17 protein-coding genes and 2 pseudogenes are annotated in these 17,292 nt (G+C 37.2%); 9 read left to right on the top strand and 10 right to left on the bottom strand.

Annotation, left to right across the window (positions count from 1 at the left end):
* Positions 1–116: 116 nt before the first annotated feature.
* Positions 117–1,622: a transposase gene (locus E2I05_RS14880; RefSeq protein ID WP_133309491.1), complete on the bottom strand. Its 1,506-nt coding sequence runs from the start codon at positions 1,620–1,622 to the stop codon at positions 117–119.
* A gap of 390 nt (positions 1,623–2,012) precedes the next feature.
* On the opposite strand from E2I05_RS14880, the gene E2I05_RS14875 reads away from it, so the two are divergent.
* The 4 genes from E2I05_RS14875 to E2I05_RS14855 all read left to right on the top strand — a co-directional run bounded on the left by E2I05_RS14875 (position 2,013) and on the right by E2I05_RS14855 (position 4,983).
* Positions 2,013–2,459 (top strand): hypothetical protein, encoded by a 447-nt coding sequence (locus E2I05_RS14875; RefSeq protein ID WP_121855227.1) that lies wholly within the window; start codon positions 2,013–2,015, stop codon positions 2,457–2,459.
* A gap of 58 nt (positions 2,460–2,517) precedes the next feature.
* Positions 2,518–2,895: a hypothetical protein gene (locus E2I05_RS14870; protein ID WP_121855228.1), complete on the top strand. Its 378-nt coding sequence runs from the start codon at positions 2,518–2,520 to the stop codon at positions 2,893–2,895.
* A 1,179-nt stretch (positions 2,896–4,074) separates the two neighbouring features.
* Positions 4,075–4,545, top strand: a complete 471-nt coding sequence (locus E2I05_RS14860) for a YeeE/YedE family protein (RefSeq protein WP_244935392.1) — start codon at positions 4,075–4,077, stop codon at positions 4,543–4,545.
* Positions 4,546–4,560: 15 nt separating this feature from the next.
* Positions 4,561–4,983, top strand: coding sequence for a YeeE/YedE family protein (locus tag E2I05_RS14855; protein ID WP_121855230.1), 423 nt, complete (start codon positions 4,561–4,563; stop codon positions 4,981–4,983).
* A gap of 104 nt (positions 4,984–5,087) precedes the next feature.
* Here the strand turns inward: E2I05_RS14855 and E2I05_RS22610 are convergent.
* The 3 genes and pseudogenes from E2I05_RS22610 to E2I05_RS14840 form a co-directional block, all read right to left on the bottom strand.
* Positions 5,088–5,438: pseudogene (locus E2I05_RS22610) on the bottom strand (IS1 family transposase); the annotation flags it as partial.
* A gap of 22 nt (positions 5,439–5,460) precedes the next feature.
* Positions 5,461–5,646, bottom strand: a complete 186-nt coding sequence (locus tag E2I05_RS14845; protein WP_133309406.1) for a hypothetical protein — start codon at positions 5,644–5,646, stop codon at positions 5,461–5,463.
* Between the two features lie 55 nt (positions 5,647–5,701).
* Entirely contained in the window at positions 5,702–6,829 is a 1,128-nt protein-coding gene (locus E2I05_RS14840) for an IS4 family transposase (protein ID WP_133309441.1), read from the bottom strand.
* A 286-nt stretch (positions 6,830–7,115) separates the two neighbouring features.
* Between E2I05_RS14840 and E2I05_RS14835 the strand changes: the two genes are divergently transcribed.
* Both E2I05_RS14835 and E2I05_RS14830 read left to right on the top strand, forming a co-directional pair.
* Complete coding sequence (locus E2I05_RS14835) at positions 7,116–7,445, top strand: Rap1a/Tai family immunity protein (RefSeq protein ID WP_121855210.1); 330 nt, start codon at positions 7,116–7,118, stop codon at positions 7,443–7,445.
* Between the two features lie 398 nt (positions 7,446–7,843).
* Positions 7,844–8,164, top strand: a complete 321-nt coding sequence (locus tag E2I05_RS14830) for an outer membrane beta-barrel protein (RefSeq protein WP_121855211.1) — start codon at positions 7,844–7,846, stop codon at positions 8,162–8,164.
* Positions 8,165–8,356: 192 nt separating this feature from the next.
* Here the strand turns inward: E2I05_RS14830 and E2I05_RS14825 are convergent, their stop codons facing one another.
* From E2I05_RS14825 to E2I05_RS14795, 6 genes and pseudogenes are all read right to left on the bottom strand, one after another.
* Positions 8,357–9,619, bottom strand: coding sequence for a DNA adenine methylase (locus E2I05_RS14825; RefSeq protein ID WP_121855212.1), 1,263 nt, complete (start codon positions 9,617–9,619; stop codon positions 8,357–8,359).
* 237 nt (positions 9,620–9,856) lie between these two features.
* Entirely contained in the window at positions 9,857–10,312 is a 456-nt protein-coding gene (locus tag E2I05_RS14820) for a hypothetical protein (protein ID WP_121855213.1), read from the bottom strand.
* A gap of 375 nt (positions 10,313–10,687) precedes the next feature.
* Positions 10,688–10,873 carry a hypothetical protein gene (locus E2I05_RS14815; protein WP_133309406.1) on the bottom strand — a complete coding sequence of 62 codons (186 nt, stop codon included), beginning with the start codon at positions 10,871–10,873 and terminating at the stop codon, positions 10,688–10,690.
* Positions 10,874–10,928: 55 nt separating this feature from the next.
* On the bottom strand, positions 10,929–12,056 hold the full coding sequence (locus tag E2I05_RS14810) for an IS4 family transposase (RefSeq protein WP_133309719.1): 1,128 nt from the start codon (positions 12,054–12,056) through the stop codon (positions 10,929–10,931).
* Between the two features lie 90 nt (positions 12,057–12,146).
* Positions 12,147–12,568 (bottom strand): annotated as a pseudogene (locus E2I05_RS14800) (IS1 family transposase); the annotation flags it as partial.
* 220 nt (positions 12,569–12,788) lie between these two features.
* Positions 12,789–13,229 carry a hypothetical protein gene (locus E2I05_RS14795; protein ID WP_121854948.1) on the bottom strand — a complete coding sequence of 147 codons (441 nt, stop codon included), beginning with the start codon at positions 13,227–13,229 and terminating at the stop codon, positions 12,789–12,791.
* Between the two features lie 485 nt (positions 13,230–13,714).
* Between E2I05_RS14795 and E2I05_RS14790 the strand changes: the two genes are divergently transcribed.
* The 3 genes from E2I05_RS14790 (at position 13,715) to E2I05_RS14780 (ending at position 17,206) form a co-directional block, all read left to right on the top strand.
* The gene (locus E2I05_RS14790; protein WP_121854949.1) at positions 13,715–14,605 is read left to right on the top strand and encodes a protein kinase domain-containing protein; all 891 of its coding nucleotides are present in this window, start codon (positions 13,715–13,717) and stop codon (positions 14,603–14,605) included.
* A gap of 594 nt (positions 14,606–15,199) precedes the next feature.
* On the top strand, positions 15,200–15,973 hold the full coding sequence (locus E2I05_RS14785; protein ID WP_121854950.1) for a hypothetical protein: 774 nt from the start codon (positions 15,200–15,202) through the stop codon (positions 15,971–15,973).
* Positions 15,974–16,405: 432 nt separating this feature from the next.
* Positions 16,406–17,206 (top strand): hypothetical protein, encoded by an 801-nt coding sequence (locus E2I05_RS14780; RefSeq protein WP_121854951.1) that lies wholly within the window; start codon positions 16,406–16,408, stop codon positions 17,204–17,206.
* Positions 17,207–17,292: the final 86 nt, after the last annotated feature.

Raw genomic sequence — 17,292 nt, 5'->3', positions numbered from 1 at the left:
ATCAATTTCATTAGGACTGATCAAAATATAGGTCTTAAAGGTAACAAATCAAAGAGAGATCGCCAGCTCAACCTCAGTTGAACCGCTACCGTAAATCACACAAAGTTTGTGAGTGCTTAGTGGTGTAAATCCGAAGGTGGAAAATTCAGCATTGTTAGCCAGTCATCAACTTTTTTCCCTGTGATATTCTGATACGATGAAGTTCCTTTATGTTTCCCCCAGCGTCTTGAGCGAAGGTTGTACCAAGCTTTAAATAATTCGAGGAAACCTTGATTGACTCCTTTACGGACATAAAGGTAAGACCGTAGAGTGGCATTAAATCCTTCAATGGCACTTGATGCTCTGTGGCGAGTTTGATGCAACGCTTCCACTTGCAGCATAAGTTCGCTGGCACTCTTGCCTAAACGGAGTCGCAACCACTGATAACTGCCAACTAATTCTTTCTGATACCGCGCTATTTTCCAAGGTTTAGCTTTTCGTAATTGGCGCTTTCGTTCAGAGAAGCGACAAGCCACTTCAACGCATTCTTGAGGATAAAGTTCGCCAAGTTTCAGTAACTTTTCGTGAAGTGCTTGAGTTGCTAATGTCAGTCCTTTCAAACGATTTTTTATGTATCTAGCAGCGGTGATGCCATCTTTATGCTCAGTATTTTTTAAGCCATCAACAGCCTTCGTTAGCAAGGCTTCAGCCTGTTTTTTCGTCATGAGGCTACCCGTTTTCATGGAAATACTGGTCAAAGCTTGGTGGAGATGATTTCTGCTTTTCGTTCCACTTTCATATTGCTCAATCGCTTGCTCACATTTCGCTTGCACGCCTAATAAATCAACCATTGCCTGCTGCTTTTTCTCTGTATCGAATACATCTTTATGCAATCTTTTTTCCAAACTAGCCTCTTTATCAATGTAGTAGTACGCCCGACGTTCAACCTTTCTCAGCGCCTTACCTACGATATACAACGCATGGAAAGCATCATCACGTTGCTCTGCATGTTCAAAGCTCATGCTAACGCCTTTCGCTATTCCTTTTGCTCCATCTTTAACGACGTGCTGAGGTGATAATCCTTGTGATTTAGCTTCACCTAAAACTCGTGCCCAAGTTTCACCGTCACGCTTTTGTTCGTGAGAGAGTGAAAATAAATAACCACTTTCGAGATCTATCCCAGCAAGTACGGGGTCACCTTGGCTGAACATCTCATCGATGGCCACACTCTTTATGGCTGATAGCGACACTTTTTCGTTAAATAACTTAGCCTGCTCTTGAGCTTCAACGATAACGCCTTGAATGTAACCGTAACTGACTTTACAGCCTGGATAAATGAGTGGGATTTGTTCTTCAATTGCTCGAATAGAGTTAGGTGCTGTGATTGATAAAGCCACAATAGAACGGCGAAGATGTGGTACGTCAACATTTACAGATGTAATGACATCAGATTCGTCGTTGGTAGTAACAAGGCACTTTAGTGCCGATTGAGCCGCATATTTAGCGGAGTAAACGGCTTTACGAGAAACATTAAATTCATCAGAAAGAGAAGAAACTGCACCATGCACTTGGCAAGCGATAGTTTTTAAGAGAAGATCGAATTTGTCTGAGGAGTTAAGCGGTATTCGGTCGAGTATCGGCATTTTATTTTGAGAATAGTTTTAGTCGGCTTATTATCTCAATAAATAACGTTTTTCTCCTCAGATTTTCTCATTTATTTGTTACCCGTATCTGATGGGTTCCTATAAAATTGATTCAAGTGCTGTTGGGTTTTGTGAAAAACTCCATTTGTTAACTGACTTAAATTTACTGTTTTTAATCAAAATTAAACGTTCTTTTAAGAGGCTCTTGTTTTACGTTGAAGTTACTATCAGAAATGCATGCAAAACGCATTATAATATATGTCTGCGAAGAGAAGCCTTAGTTAAATATCAGGTTAAACGTTAACACTTAAAGGTGGCCAGATGCATAAGTTACTCCCTATCTGTATATTGATTTTCCTATCTGGGTGTACAGTAAGTAATTACACTTTTATGAAGCCGAAAGGAGAAGATGGCATCGCTGTAACTGACGGTTGCGGTCAAATTCCTTTAGTTTTTAAACACTCCTACACTAAAGCCGATTATAAGGTTATGTTAACGAATAATTCTCTGTATTTTTCTTTAAGCGTACCTCAAGGAAGTAGCATTAACTGGCTAGACACGACGATGACTTTAAGTACACCATCATTTAATGGAACTTTCAACATCGACGCTTTAATTAAAGACACCAAAGTTAAAACTTATTGTAGTGGCTTGGGAGTATTTAATTGCAAAAAATACGATTTCTATTATCTATGGGTTGACTCAGAAAAAGTGACAAATCAGAAACAAATCAACATTACCCCTCCTACCCCCATTATCAATGGAGATAAAGTGCCAGTTTCTGAAATACAATTCAAAAAAACTACTGAGCATTTACTTCAGTCCATAAACTGCTAACAAAAAATATATAAGGACTAAAGTGGTTATACGCCCAATATGTGTAAGCATAACATCGATGCGTAACGTATTATTTTTATTATCAATTTTAAGTATTTCTGGCTGTGCTGTCGGACATAATGACTTCGTCAATTACCGTGACAATGATATAGGCACAGTGATGATATATAAAATGCCATTTAAGTTTAAAAATTCAGGGGAATTAAGAAGAGGGGATTTTGCAATAACAGGGCAAGGTTTAACTCATATCGATAAAGATACGGATGGAAATTTAATTTATCATTTTAGCGATCAAGAGATTTTACCGCACTTCCATAAAAAAGAATGGATTGGTAAATGTTTAACTTATTATGTCGTTAATCCAACGACTTTCATTATAAAGTCATGGGGGTTTGATAAGGGGGGCAACCCATTAAGTTGCAGAACATGGTCATAACAAATGATTTTTATTAGAAAACACACATTAATCAACTATTCCTGCCTGTTATTTAGATGTTGTTTGAAACTTAAGCACCTTAACAGCCAGAGCAGACTTAAATTCATCTGCATCATTTATTTTTATAAATACTTTTTCTAATGCAATCTATTGATTATGAACTGGAACTGAAACACGTTTTTGTCCAGAAATGAGCTAGGGCAATGATATTTTTAGTTTCTTACATGGTTCAATTTAACGGTCGTTATTTTTAACTAAAGCTGCAAACATACTGGAAGCCAAAAATCAGCCATTTGTGGTCAACTAAACTGGTCTACTTTATCTACGTTCAGTTTATTGCTCATTCATGAGTAAATTGAACGAATTTTAGTTATAAGGGACGTGGCGGAAGAATGTATACCAATTTTATCGTCACTCCTGCGAACGCAGGAGTCCAGAGTCTTTGGTTAATTTGGGCACAAGTCGCAGGTATGACAAATTAAGCGTTGAAATTTAAATTGGTATTATTTGAACTGCGACATCCCTAAAGATTAGTTACTGCTGAATTAGCACGAATGAACAGATATTTTTACAGTTTGTTAAAAAATCACAGAAACAAAGGTGTTTGTTTACAAAAATTATAAGTAAATTTAATCCATTACATCAAAAACGGCATATTTGGGGGTTCTTCCACACACCCCCTTAAGAATCATAATATTCTTATGAGTTTCTTTACTCAGGAACCTATCAATATTCGATTTTTAGCTGTTTCAATATGGTAAATCGATTGCAAATAGCATCAAAATGAACTTACCGAGGAAATGTGCGCAAAACCCGGAATTCAAAAGAGAGCTAATAAAAGAGCGACAAACCCTTTATAGCTACATAACTAAAACCTAATTTTCTTTCAAAGTTTACCTGATGATTTAAATTAAATTAAATTGTTGTGAAAATAAATCATGAAAAATACAATAATGTTAAACTTAATTAATTTCAATAGACTGCAATTAATCGGTAAGACGGTATAAAAATCGATTTTTTCTTTCTACCCCAGTCATAGCAAGGCTTTCAAGAGGTTGCGATAAAAAATGTTCTTTTCGTCATGAGACCCCATTTAGCCGTATTAAAGAAACACAAGTTGATCAAAGCCCGTAAGTCATCTCAGCAAGTGTTTTAATCCTTGTCTGAACCAAAGGTTAAATGCCTAGTAGTGACATTGCACAAATTATTTTGTCAGCAACCTTAAAGGAGATCAATATGGACTTATTGTTATTTACCAAAGCCCTTGTAGGTGGAATATTACTCGGTTGCTCGGCTATTTTATTATTGATGTTCAATGGACGGATCGCAGGTATCAGCGGTATTCTTGGTGGGTGTATTTCTGCTCCAAGTAGTGACTGGATTTGGCGTGGACTGTTTATTGTAGGAATACTTATTGGTGGCGCCATAGCCGCACCATTCGGTGAAATGCCACAAAACTTTGGTAGTTCACCTGTCACTCTTGCCATTGCGGGTTTGTTGGTGGGAATAGGTACTCGCATTGGCAGCGGATGTACTAGTGGTCACGGTATTTGCGGGATTGGTCGTTTTTCTCCTCGCTCCATCATTGCCACCGTAACATTCATGCTAACGGCTGGCATAACTGTTTTCGTTCGCTTACACCTTCTTTGATGAGTTAACTTACTTATGAAAAACTTAGTTACTGTTATATCTGGCGTATTATTCGGCATTGGCATGACTTTATCTGGCATGATAAACCCTAATAATGTCATTGGCTTTCTGGATATTACTGGAGAGTGGAATCCTAGCCTCATCTTTGTTATGGGAGGTGCGCTGATGGTTTTTATGCCCATATACCACCTTAAGATAAAACCCATGTCCACTCCAATTTTATCCCCAAATTTCAATATAAACCAATATTGTCAGGTTGATAAACCTCTAGTGATAGGCGCATCTATCTTTGGTTTAGGCTGGGGACTAGCGGGTATTTGCCCTGGACCTGCATTGACTGCTTTGGCCGGATTAAACTTTGATGCTTTGCTGTTTGTAATATTTATGCTTCTAGGAATGAGTGTCGCCAGTCCGAAGAGATTATCACGAGATCACTAGTTAAATAAAAGCTTAACCCCAATATGACCAGCGATTGGATGTTGTGTCCATCTTGTAGTATTTGATTTATAAATAATGGGTTCATTTAGGGGTAGTGGGCTAATTTAGTGGTAGGCATGAATATCAATCCCAAATTCTACTCGATTGATTAACAAACCTATTACCGTATCGTGCATACTTTCTAACTTTGAAAAACAAATCGTTCTTCGTGCTAACCTTTTAATCCAAGTTCTAAAATTGAGGTTTTTCCTCTCAATCTTTTGGGTATTAGTTTTTCCTACTTCATGCTGTTCTGGTGGCAAATTTCGCTTATACGCACCCCAGTCATCGGTATAATATTTCTTTATGCCTAGTGGCTCGAGCAATGTCTGTAACTCTTTGAAAGCCTCGTCTGTTCTTTTCCCCAAGACATAAGCTACAACTGTATTCGTACTATGGTCTATGGCATGCCATAGCCCAATGGCACTAACTTAAGAATTACTTCTGATATACCTTAAGCCTACGTGCTTGCTTTCTTGAATGTTGTAACCTTGGTGTCGGTTTCGGTCGCCTTTTCTTTGCTCTCGGTTCTTTTCTCCCCGGGCGATTGCCAACGATATGCTCGCCGATAATATCTGCTATCACATCCAATAAAGTGTCAATGATCCCTTCGGTGGCTTGCAAAAGTAATATCTGAAAATCTTGTAATGCGTCATGTGCGGCTTTAAAACTTGCCTCTCTAGGCGATATTCCTTTTTTTTTCTGCCGCTCGGCACATAAGTGCCCTTATCATGTTGTAAACTAACAAATGAACATCAATTTCCTTACGCACCATATCTGGACTACCACACCTTAAAATATCCATTTTCATCATGGTCTTGATTGACCTAAAATCCAACTCGATATGCCATCGTGAAACGTATAAATCAATAATATCTTGCTTCGGATAGACTTCTTTAACCGTGAGGGTGGTAACAATGATACGTTTCTTTGTTCCTACCATTCTGACGATAAGCTCTTCTGGCACTTGAGCGTAATCCTCTGGGGTCATCCATTCTGGACAGGATGGACGAATTAGCTTAAATAAACCATCTCGCTTACCCAGCTTTTCTTCACAGGTTCTGAAATCGACATTTCTGGCTCCGTTTTTTTCGAAAACAGCATCAACGCCTAACCCCATTAGTCCTACAAGAACAAAGTAGTTTTCGAAATTAGCATCTCCCAGCACAATGTCACCTTGTTTCAAGTCTGACTGCATACTTCTTAATAGTGCCTGCTCGCCAGTACCTTTCCCTTTACAAGGTGAAACAGCCGAGTCAATGACTGCACCGCTACCCAAAGAAATTAACACTAAAATCCGCAGCTGAGGAAAGCCCAGCCCTTCTTTTTGTGATTTAGGTTGAGGGAATTGGGCTTGGTTCTCGTCCGTATCAGGCATAGATAGTGTTGAGCCGTCAGTTAATAGCACTCTACGGCCATGCCATAAGTATTTCCCTTGAATCGCTTCATCTAAGTTTTTTCCTGATTTCTTCAATAGCGATTTAATTGACTCTGGAGATAACCGTTTTCTTGCTTTGCAGTAGGGACCTGTAATTGTGCTGTTTTTCTCTCGACCTATAGCAATTTGATCTCTAGCGTCACTGATTAGTGTGCAACGACAAGATTTGTTTTCACTGGCAACTTGCTTCATGAAAAGCGAAAGTGTGTGGCAGGCGGGATACTTGCGTACTCTTTGAGTATTATCTTTTTGAAAATCTTCTAAATCTTGCAGAGTGAGAATTGAAGAAAGTTCATCTTCTTCCGTTTGAGCAAAGCGACGTAACAATTCTGGGGCATCATTGAAGAATTGGCGAGTTGTAGTATTCATGGCGTGACACTAGAAAAACCTTAATCTGTATGATTTACTCTCTATTGTTCAATTAGTAAACCTTCAGCTAAATCTTAAGTTAGTGCCATTGGGATATAGGAGGTATTTTGTTCTGTGTTGTCGAACTCCTTGGCGCTCATGCTGACCAGTTACCAAGAACCCGTGACCAAGTTCACTGTTCATTTTTCAAATTTTTATTTTTTATTACCAGAGGGGGCGTGACATCTTGATACGGGACGGCGTTTCTTGTAGCTTGCAGCGCAACACAGAAGAACGGAGAAGTATCATGTGGAAAAAGGCGCTAGTAGCGACTTTAGCGGTGGCGAGTAGTACAACATCAGCGGATTTTTTCGATGGAAACGAACTAGTGCACCGCTTAAATGGCGGGGATGCAAACACTTCTTTCAGCAAGGGACTCGCAGCGGGTTTTATCGTGGGTGTTTATGATACAGTCGGAAGTAAATACTGCCCCCCCTCCAACATCTATACTGGGCAGCTCTACTTGGTCGTACGTAAGTACCTTGATGCCAACCCTGAGCAATTGCAAAGCCCCGCATCGAAACTTGTAGAGGAAGCCGTAGCCGAAGCTTTTCCTTGCGATAAGCCATACAAGTAACTCGCCCGCTCAGCCCTACAGTGGACTTTTTCACACAACATTTGAATAGTGATGCTAGAAGTCTTAATTGTCAGTGAGGCGAATATGTCTACACAGTTACAATATTTAGGGACGCTGCTACGCAGCGCTCGGCGTCGATCGGCTGACGTTACAAGAAGAAGTTTACATTCAGAGCTGAATACTGTTGTAGAGCACTTTATAAATAATCATACTGAATTGCCTTAGATTCTTCTGTAGCTGACTCTCTTCTGCCCCAAACCTGTCTAGGGTAGAGCTAAAAGAGTGTATTTGTTAAAAAGAACTTGTTTATAATAGCCTAGTTTAATATTAAGAATCATTTAGTTGTAGGTTCAAGTTTTTTTCAAAAGTAATAAAAGGGAATTATGAAGTTATTTTGAATTTTTTTAGCCGCTTCTATTTGTATTGCACCATCAACCTATGCTGGTGAATTTTATTATGGCGGTAATGTTGCTTCGACAAACCATAAGCATTTTGATTTGCCTGAAAAGGTCAAAATTAATCTAATTACTGGTCAATTGGGTTATCAATATAATGACTATTTGGCGTTTGAAAGCAGATTTGGCTTTGGCTTAAATAAAGATGAAGTAGAATCTTCAGGGTTAAGAGCTACAATTGAGCATCAAGGCTATCTTGGTTTTTATACAAAAGCTGGATATCCAATTTCTGACAGTATTAAGTGTTGCGTCTTGATTTCATAATTCACTTGTCTTGATTTCATCCGTGAATTTTGTCCCAAATTAAATGACGCTATAAAAATTTTCTGTCCCAAATTAAGTGACCCTATAAAATTTTTGTCTCACATTATTTGACTTTATCTAAGAGAAGGTAATTTTGTGATTGAGTGTATAAAAACGCTAAAAAATAAGCGGCTGACTTATTTGTGTGAGGTATTAAACTTTGTGTAGAGCCAATTTAGCCTTTTTGGGGTTTACTGCACTGGGCAGCTTTTTTATGTTTCTTTTTCTTTTAACTAAGGTGGGTGCTTCCTCTAAATGAGTCAGTTTGGCTGATAATACAAGTTCCTTATACCATTCTGGCTCTTCAATTGTAACTGATTTATGTAGTAAGAATTGCTCAACCATATGAGCTTTCCAATTTCGGTTTCGTTTGAGTTTTGGGATGTTTACATTGCCACTTAATTTTGAGGCTATTTTACCATTGTGCAGATGTTTTTCTTCTCTATAGAATAGGATATATCTTTCTAAAGCAACTTTATCACCTTGGTTCGCTAGAAAGAAAACCTTTTCTGTTGAATTTGAGTCTTTATGACCAGTTGCTCTTAGCTGATATATTAGTTCCTCAATGTCTAGCAACCCTAATAAGTGTTCCATATGGTAAATTCTCCATACTTGTTCCTTTGTATAAGGGTTATTTATTGTTTTTAGTCGATTTATAGCTCTTACAGCATCATTTGGGTGTTTTGTGTCGAGTAAATAACTTACTAAATGACGTCTTGCAACTTCAGTTTCCCCCTCCTTTGTCTGGCAATACTCAGCCAGCTTGCCTAAAAAACGTTCATACACATAGGTTAAAGAGTGAATTTCGGAAATGGCGCCTGTGAAGAAAAGGTTTTGTAAAAATTCTGAAGAAAACGGTCTGTCTTGACGAAGGTGATTATTTATACCAACATCATTTATAGCTCTTGCAGCTTGGGAAAAATTGTAATTTACTTTAGTTTCCATTAAGAACAAACAATATGGTTTAATCAAGCATTTGTTTTCTAATGAGCAAGTTGCCAATTTGACAGCGGATAATATTACCTCATTACCTTCTAAAAGTTTTGTATAGGTTTCTTTTTCTTTTGAGTTTAATTGCCTAAAACAGTAATGGAGCATTTGTTTTCTAGTTCTAAATAGTGGTTCAATGGGAAAGGTTACACTCTGAGTTGTTGGTTGCTCTTCTTCTAACCTACAATCTAAAGAAGGCATTAGCGGCTGTTGTGGTTTAGTTGATAAATTCAATATTACCTCACCACTTTGTGCCCGTATATCTCGTATACAAGTTGGTAAGTGTCGGAGTGGAATGCTTACAACCGTATCTGAAAACGAATCTTCATCGGAATCATTGTCAGGTAATTCTTGTAACTCATTATCTTGATTCCGTAACTCATACAGATTAGGTGTCTGAACTGGCCTAAGGTGTGCTGGTATCATTGCACTAGCCCTTATAAATAGTCGATACTCTTATATAACCAACTGTCTGGTGAGTAGAAGCGTCCATCGGAGTGCGCTCATCGTCAATGGATAAGAAAACCTGAAAAACACGATTTTCAGTTACTGATATTAGTCACAAATCTCGTACCATTTCAATTAAAAAATAGTTAATGAAAAACGATCGTTTTTAATGTTCATCTCAATCTTATACTTTACTTGGGAAAGACTCACTAGAACCTAGCCAAAGAAACGCTGAGTCATAATACGCTCTACAACGCTAGAAATCGGCTGCCAATTTAGAACTGAAAATGGAGCTAAGCACCCTCTAATAAATAATGACATTAGTTGACTGTTCCTTTTAGCGTGTTCCTGACACATACCCATTGCACTAAATCTTTCATAACAGATATTTGCGACAGTATCTCCTCCCATTGGTAAGCCCTCTCCATTCGTAACTGTTTTTTCTAAGTGCTTTATCCCACTTATAACATCAAGGATCGCAAAGGCGAGCGAGCCGACGGCTTGAAACTGAAAAAGAAGTGGAGCATCAACGAATAATGACTTATAGACTTGAATCATCAAAACTAAATTAGCGATTCTGAATGAGATTCCAGCTTTAGCAGCGTTCTTAGCTGCTTCTCGGGCTTCTTGTACGGAAATCCGATCTATTCTACCTGTTTGATTTGAGGCCATTGTTATTCTTGATGATGCCAAAGGTGCTTGATCAGCTCTGAAGCTTTCACTTCTGACAGTATCACTACTCGGTTGTTCCGATAGCTTTGGGTTAATGTCTGAGGGGGGGGCGGAGTTTGTGTAAAGTTCATAATTTCATAATGTTACAATGCAATGGAGTAAAAATAATTATAAAGTCAAATAATGTGAGACAAAAATTTTATAGGGTCACTTAATTTGGGACAGAAAATTTATAGCGTCAATTAATGTGGGACAGAAAAATTTTATAGCGTCATTTAATTTGGGACAAAATTCACGGATAAAATCAAGACAAGCCAATTATGAAATCAAGACGCCACAATTAAGCCCTATATCTCAATGGCACTAACTTAAGAATTACTTCTGATATACCTTAAGCCTACGTGCTTGTTTTCTTGAATGTTGTAACCTTGGTGTCGGTTTCGGTCGCCTTTTCTTTGCTCTCGGTTCTTTTCTCCCCGGGCGATTGCCAACGATATGCTCGCCGATAATATCTGCTATCACATCCAATAAAGTGTCAATGATCCCTTCGGTGGCTTGCAAAAGTAATATCTGAAAATCTTGTAATGCGTCATGTGCGGCTTTAAAACTTGCCTCTCTAGGCGATATTCCTTTTTTTTTCTGCCGCTCGGCACATAAGTGCCTTTATCATGTTGTAAACTAACAAATGAACATCAATTTCCTTACGCACCATATCTGGACTACCACACCTTAAAATATCCATTTTCATCATGGTCTTGATTGACCTAAAATCCAACTCGATATGCCATCGTGAAACGTATAAATCAATAATATCTTGCTTCGGATAGACTTCTTTATCCGTGAGCGTGGTAACAATGATACGTTTCTTTGTTCCTACCATTCTGACGATAAGCTTTTCTGGCACTTGAGCGTAATCCTCTGGGGTCATCCATTCTGGACAGGATGGACGAATTAGCTTAAATAAACCATCTCGCTTACCCAGCTTTTCTTCACAGGTTCTGAAATCGACATTTCTGGCTCCGTTTTTTTCGAAAACAGCATCAACGCCTAACCCCATTAGTCCTACAAGAACAAAGTAGTTTTCGAAATTAGCATCTCCCAGCACAATGTCACCTTGTTTCAAGTCTGACTGCATACTTCTTAATAGTGCCTGCTCGCCAGTACCTTTCCCTTTACAAGGTGAAACAGCCGAGTCAATGACTGCACCGCTACCCAAAGAAATTAACACTAAAATCCGCAGCTGAGGAAAGCCCAATCCTTCTTTTTGTGACTTAGGTTGAGGGAATTGGGCTTGGTTCTCGTGCGTATCAGGCATAGATAGTGTTGAGCCGTCAGTTAATAGCACTCTACGGCCATGCCATAAGTATTTCCCTTGAATCGCTTCATCTAAGTTTTTTCCTGATTTCTTCAATAGCGATTTAATTGACTCTGGAGATAACCGTTTTCTTGCTTTGCAGTAGGGACCTGTAATTGTGCTGTTTTTCTCTCGACCTATAGCAATTTGATCTCTAGCGTCACTGATTAGTGTGCAACGACAAGACTTGTTTTCACTGGCAACTTGCTTCATGAAAAGCGAAAGTGTGTGGCAAGCGGGATACTTGCGTACTCTTTGAGTATTATCTTTTTGAAAATCTTCTAAATCTTGCAGAGTGAGAATTGAAGAAAGTTCATCTTCTTCCGTTTGAGCAAAGCGACGTAACAATTCTGGGGCATCATTGAAGAATTGGCGAGTTGTAGTATTCATGGCGTGACACTAGAAAAACCTTAATCTGTATGATTTACTCTCTATTGTTCAATTAGTAAACCTTCAGCTAAATCTTAAGTTAGTGCCATTGTGCCATAGCCACCTCTGGTTAACCTTTTTACCTACAAATGACCATTGCTCATCGATCTCTGCTTCTTCGCAGACCAACTCTATATCGATTTCAATGTTTGAGTTGCTATCTCTTTGAGTGTAATTAGGATTTACGTGGACAATGCTCTTTTCTTTTTTTTAATGGCGTTTATCACTGTATTCTTGTGTATATTTAACACTCTACCTGTATCCCTTATTCCGCTACCATTAAGTACCATGTCAATGGCTGTTTCTTTTACTCCATCTTCCCAAGCACGCTTAACATAATGAAGTAGGAATGTTTTTTTCGGGCACTCAGAGTTGGTACATAAATATCTTTGCTGTCCCTTTGGGCTTTTTCCTGCTTTTGATATTGAAGTACTTTGACAGTGAGGGCATTGAACATCTACAGAGTGACGCATGATATTCTCTAAAATAAATGAAACTAGAGGCAACCATGATAGATCAATTCACTGCTTCAGCCCACTACCGACTTTTTTTTGGACAAAACAAAGTCAGCTTAATAGCTGGCATGAATCTGGACATAAATTATTTACATACTAACTATATTTGTGTAGAAAGCATGCTGATTAGCTTAAAGAAAGATACTCTGAATCAATACTAAGTTAACAAACATAAAAACTAATTAAACCATCCTGTTTCGACTAAGTCTTTTAACTTTGGTTTCATCTCACAATGGTCGACATCAAACTTTTTAACTTGAGATTTAGGGATATATGCCTCTTCTCTATTTAACTTTTTTTCAAATGCATTTTGTCTAGGTGAACGAAGTTGTAATCCTTTTCTTAAGCAATCATCACTCGGCTCACTAAAAGTCAAAAACTCAGTTAATTCATGGTCTAACTTGACCTTTGTTACTTTACACCAAGTCCAGTTGATTTTATAGCCGAAACTTTTTGAGTTTTTCCAGTTAAAAGAAACTTCAGTCACTTTATTACTCTCAAGCTTTGATCTTACTGTTTCTACATCACTTTCATCAAAATTGAACTTATAAGCATCGTCTAAAATTTCAATACTGTAGTTAACTGTAGTCATAGAATTTAAAGTAGATTGAGCAGCCATAGGAATTAATCGGTAAAATAAAAGTCTAGCTAGTTTACTATTCCCTTACTTAAGGAACATTGAACCAAAAGGGGCTTTTAAACTTGTTTTCCGTATTTCGTCATACAAACCATTAATGATCAATATTATTGAAGATAAATAAACTTACTCAAAATCCGTTTCATCACCATCCCACTTTTGACTTTTAGTCATTCACTGATGTAGAGCATGATATAAAGCTGATGAAATTTCATTTAAATGCACTGCAGAAGATACGAAAAGAATTGGATGAGGACGAATTTTTGTTATAAGAAACTGAAGATCACTCTGACTAGCCAGTCATCATGATGTTTTATAAATCGTTTTTGCCCCTTTCCGTGTTATAAACATTAAACTAATGTGACCTAAATTGGCTTTAAAATAAAAAATAATTAACTTTACTGTAGAGTAAATTATTAAGATTATAACAGCATACTAAATATACATTTTTATTAAGGTCACAGACATTGGCAATACAACGATTATCTCCAAATTCTTTAGCTGTTCAACCTCAAACAGCCAAAGAAGTTTTTTGTAATCATGGGTTTATTGATTTTAAAATAAAAGCTGTTAAAGAAAGTATTGACGTTAATCGTTTTCATATTATTAGATGGGGCATGTTTAGTACTGTTTATGAGGGGAAATGTAAACGATGTGATTTTAAATTAGCAGTAAAAGTACGTCAATTGGATGGTTATATAAATAACGAAGAAGAACTCAAAGTATTAATTTATGTTGGAGAAAGACCAAATGATAATATAATTACATTTTTTGGCATTGTTAGAACTTCTGTTGAATTTCAGTTCATATTTGAAAAAGCTGACCTAGATTTAACCACCTTGTTATCAAAGAGTAACTCACCATTAACTATTGGAAAAATCAACAACTTAGTTAGGCAAATACTAAATGTTTATGAGTATTTAGATACTCATAAAATTCAAGCAAAGCCTGACAACCCCAAAAATTATGTTTATGTTAAAAGCTCTGACAAGTTGAAACTAATAGATTTTGAACTTTGTATCTTCGGTGCTGATGGTAACAAAAGTCTTAATACACTGAACGGATTTGGTTGGTATCTCGCTGAGTTGAGCTTAGAGCTTTTAGGTGAAAACGAAGCCATTGAACCTCAAGAATTACACAAATGTTGTGTTGCTTTTCAAGAAGCATTCCTTAATCCAAATAGAGCAAATGGTATAAACCCAGTTATATCTGCAGATGCTTTTTCTGGTTGGAGTTCAGAGTTTAGTTCCACTCTAAAAAAGCTTGTTTCAAAAATGGGAACTCAAGATTTAAATGAAGCAAGAGAAATTGTAGAAAGTAGAAAAGAAATAATCGAAATAGAAAAGCTATACACATAAAAAATAACAAGCTTTTGTGTTCAAAATCCTAGATGTGATTGTTTTCATCCTAAAACGTCGCACGTCCAAAGTCGAGCTGATCGCTGTTGGCACGAAAATGCCCCATTCCTTGCCAGAAACGAACTTTCATTGCAATACTATTTCTAATGGTAAGAATGCAATTCAATCTATATTGACCCACTATTTTTTCATCAACGTCATCTAATAAATGATCATTTTCTCGAAGAGTATTTTCTAATGTTGTTAATAATGAGTTAAATTGTAATTCATCTTCAGCGGAATAAATTGAAAAGCATGAGTAACTTCCGAAGAGGAATATAAGATCTCAGATCTTGTGCAGTGTCAGATTCGAGATGATGATTTATGTTGATTGCTCAAGTTATGTTCGTGATCTTGCTCTGCCTCATTATCGACAATCGATGTCATTAGCGTTAATAAAATGACTTATTAATATGTTTTGACTCTCAGTTTATTTCTTATTTTAATTTGAAATTAAAACCTCAGTTCCATGGTCAATAAATATACCTCGTTAATCTGCGTATGTTCATATTGCAAATTAATTAGAATAGAAAAATTCAGGTTAAGGAAATTAAAATGACTAAAAATATGGTTTTTAAATCTACTGCTATTGCAGCTTCTTTATTTGCGTCTGCATCATCCTTTGCGTTAGAACCGGGTGTTTATCAGGGAGTAGAAGTCTCAACCGTTACGGACTTTAGAACTAATGTATCGAGAGCCACAGGTTCAACAGAAGTTGAAATAGTCGTGACAGGTGACGGACGTTTTACTTCTAACTCGCCTTTTTTAATTCGTAATGGGCTAGCAAATGGTGAAGTAGTCGAAGAAAATGGCATGTTTCACTTTAGCGATTCAGAAGACGAGCTCGGCTTTGCACAGTACCCCGAAGATTTGGCTGAATTTCTAGGATTTGAAGGTCTTGGATTATTCTCGACTGCGGGGAGAACAGGAGCTCAGTGGGATATTCAGTTAATTTCTACCGATGTTGCTGAAGTTGCGGATACCGTAGAATCTAAACTGATTGGCAACTGGAATGTGAGCCTACGGAATTATCGTTTTCCTTATTCCAGTCAGGGCTATGTTCAGTTAAATGAAGATGGCAGCTTCGATACGGACTTAAATAGCTTGGGTACAACTCAAAATCGTCGTTGGGAAGTGGATGGCGATAATTTAGTATTAAAATCAGACAGTGGTCGCGGCAGTTCTCAAGCGGGTCGATCACGAACGGGGACTCGAACCGTGCAAGTGATTTTAGAGCTTGGCAGTATATCGAATGAAAATGTTGATGTTGATAGAGTTACAACAAGATATATTCAGCCAACAATTTATCGCGCTGAGTTTTCTCGATAAATACATTTTTTAATGTGACCTCACTTTAATATAAGAATATTGAAGTGAGAATTGCGTTTTATTATTTAAAATAACTAGTGGCTGTTGATCTTTCACATTGGCAGCCAAATCATTGCACAAGCTAGTGTTGTCATGCATTGAACCCAAACTCGACAATAATGATTAAAACTAAGACAATAAAGTTCGAAACTTTTTTAGGCTGGCAAACTTCCTCTTTCTAACCAGTTTTTGCCCCAAAATGAGTTGAGGTTGGTTGTTAAACTAAAAAAAGAAATCTTGGGAGCTTGCCTTGAATGAGTTTTTTAATTTTCTAACAACGATAAAATAAATAGTCGATTAGAACATTAATATTCTTTAATCAAATAATTAAGTACTAATAGTTTTGAACGTGCAAAATGAATGATTCCATAGCACATGCGAGGTTGTTCTATCATGGTTCCTCAAGCTTTATCATCAACTAGCACATCGTTTGAAACGTTCAACTTTTATTCTAAAGAAGTTTTAGAAACATATGCTGTACCTGTTTTAGCTGGAGCATTCACTTCAGGACCTGCTGGTGCAGCAATAGGTGCGAGTTTCGCAACATTTATTAGAGGTGCTGAATATTTAGCTAATAAAGTATCAGATAAATATCTGGATGAAGGAAAAAATAATCTGATAGGTAGGTATGCCATTAAGTCTGTGGGTGTTTTAATTTTCGGTTCTACAGTTGGTTTTTATGGTGAATTACGTATGTCAGACAGTTTTCTTAGTCAAGCTACGACAACTTTATTAAGTTCTGCATTTGGATACGCTTTTTCTCATGGGCTGGATAGATCCCTCACGTACTTTAATGTTGATAAAGACTCAAAAATTAGAGTTCCATTGAGGTTGTTGACTTCAGCTGCTGGTTGTTGGATTGGACTTAAGATAACAGAAGGAACTTTAAAATTTTTCATTCCAACTCTGATGGAAAAAGACATAAATTCGATATTGACAAGACAAAGTAGATCAAACGACACCGCTGGCAAAACGGAAGAGAGTAAACCATTAGGAACTCACGCTAAAATGGGTCTTGGGTTGCTTCCAGTTATAATTATTGAAAGTGTAATTACTGATGTACTTTTATTTCGGCTGATTTATAAAACTTGTAAGCAAGAAAAAAACTCTGCTGTTAAAAATATAGATCTTAAAACGTATAGTAATACAGGGGGGGCTGAACCGCAGGGGGAGGTATCATCAACAGATATGTAGTGCCTTTGAGTATTTATGGATATCTTATTATTTAAGTAAAATATGTTCCGTTTGAAAATAAAAATTATGGTTTATTGTTGTCCAAA

The organism is Parashewanella spongiae (assembly GCF_004358345.1).
GTDB classification, from domain to species: domain Bacteria; phylum Pseudomonadota; class Gammaproteobacteria; order Enterobacterales; family Shewanellaceae; genus Parashewanella; species Parashewanella spongiae.
The sequence above is the reverse complement of the archived record's forward strand: the minus strand, read 5'-3'. Positions and strand labels throughout refer to the sequence as shown.

Coding starts and splice junctions, on each gene's coding strand:
- E2I05_RS14880 (WP_133309491.1), bottom strand. CDS start 1,622: ATGCCGATACTCGACCGAATACCGCTTAACTCCTCAGACAAATTCGAT.
- E2I05_RS14875 (WP_121855227.1), top strand. CDS start 2,013: ATGAAGCCGAAAGGAGAAGATGGCATCGCTGTAACTGACGGTTGCGGT.
- E2I05_RS14870 (WP_121855228.1), top strand. CDS start 2,518: ATGCGTAACGTATTATTTTTATTATCAATTTTAAGTATTTCTGGCTGT.
- E2I05_RS14860 (WP_244935392.1), top strand. CDS start 4,075: ATGCCTAGTAGTGACATTGCACAAATTATTTTGTCAGCAACCTTAAAG.
- E2I05_RS14855 (WP_121855230.1), top strand. CDS start 4,561: ATGAAAAACTTAGTTACTGTTATATCTGGCGTATTATTCGGCATTGGC.
- E2I05_RS14840 (WP_133309441.1), bottom strand. CDS start 6,829: ATGAATACTACAACTCGCCAATTCTTCAATGATGCCCCAGAATTGTTA.
- E2I05_RS14835 (WP_121855210.1), top strand. CDS start 7,116: ATGTGGAAAAAGGCGCTAGTAGCGACTTTAGCGGTGGCGAGTAGTACA.
- E2I05_RS14825 (WP_121855212.1), bottom strand. CDS start 9,619: ATGATACCAGCACACCTTAGGCCAGTTCAGACACCTAATCTGTATGAG.
- E2I05_RS14820 (WP_121855213.1), bottom strand. CDS start 10,312: ATGGCCTCAAATCAAACAGGTAGAATAGATCGGATTTCCGTACAAGAA.
- E2I05_RS14810 (WP_133309719.1), bottom strand. CDS start 12,056: ATGAATACTACAACTCGCCAATTCTTCAATGATGCCCCAGAATTGTTA.
- E2I05_RS14795 (WP_121854948.1), bottom strand. CDS start 13,229: ATGGCTGCTCAATCTACTTTAAATTCTATGACTACAGTTAACTACAGT.
- E2I05_RS14785 (WP_121854950.1), top strand. CDS start 15,200: ATGACTAAAAATATGGTTTTTAAATCTACTGCTATTGCAGCTTCTTTA.
- E2I05_RS14780 (WP_121854951.1), top strand. CDS start 16,406: ATGGTTCCTCAAGCTTTATCATCAACTAGCACATCGTTTGAAACGTTC.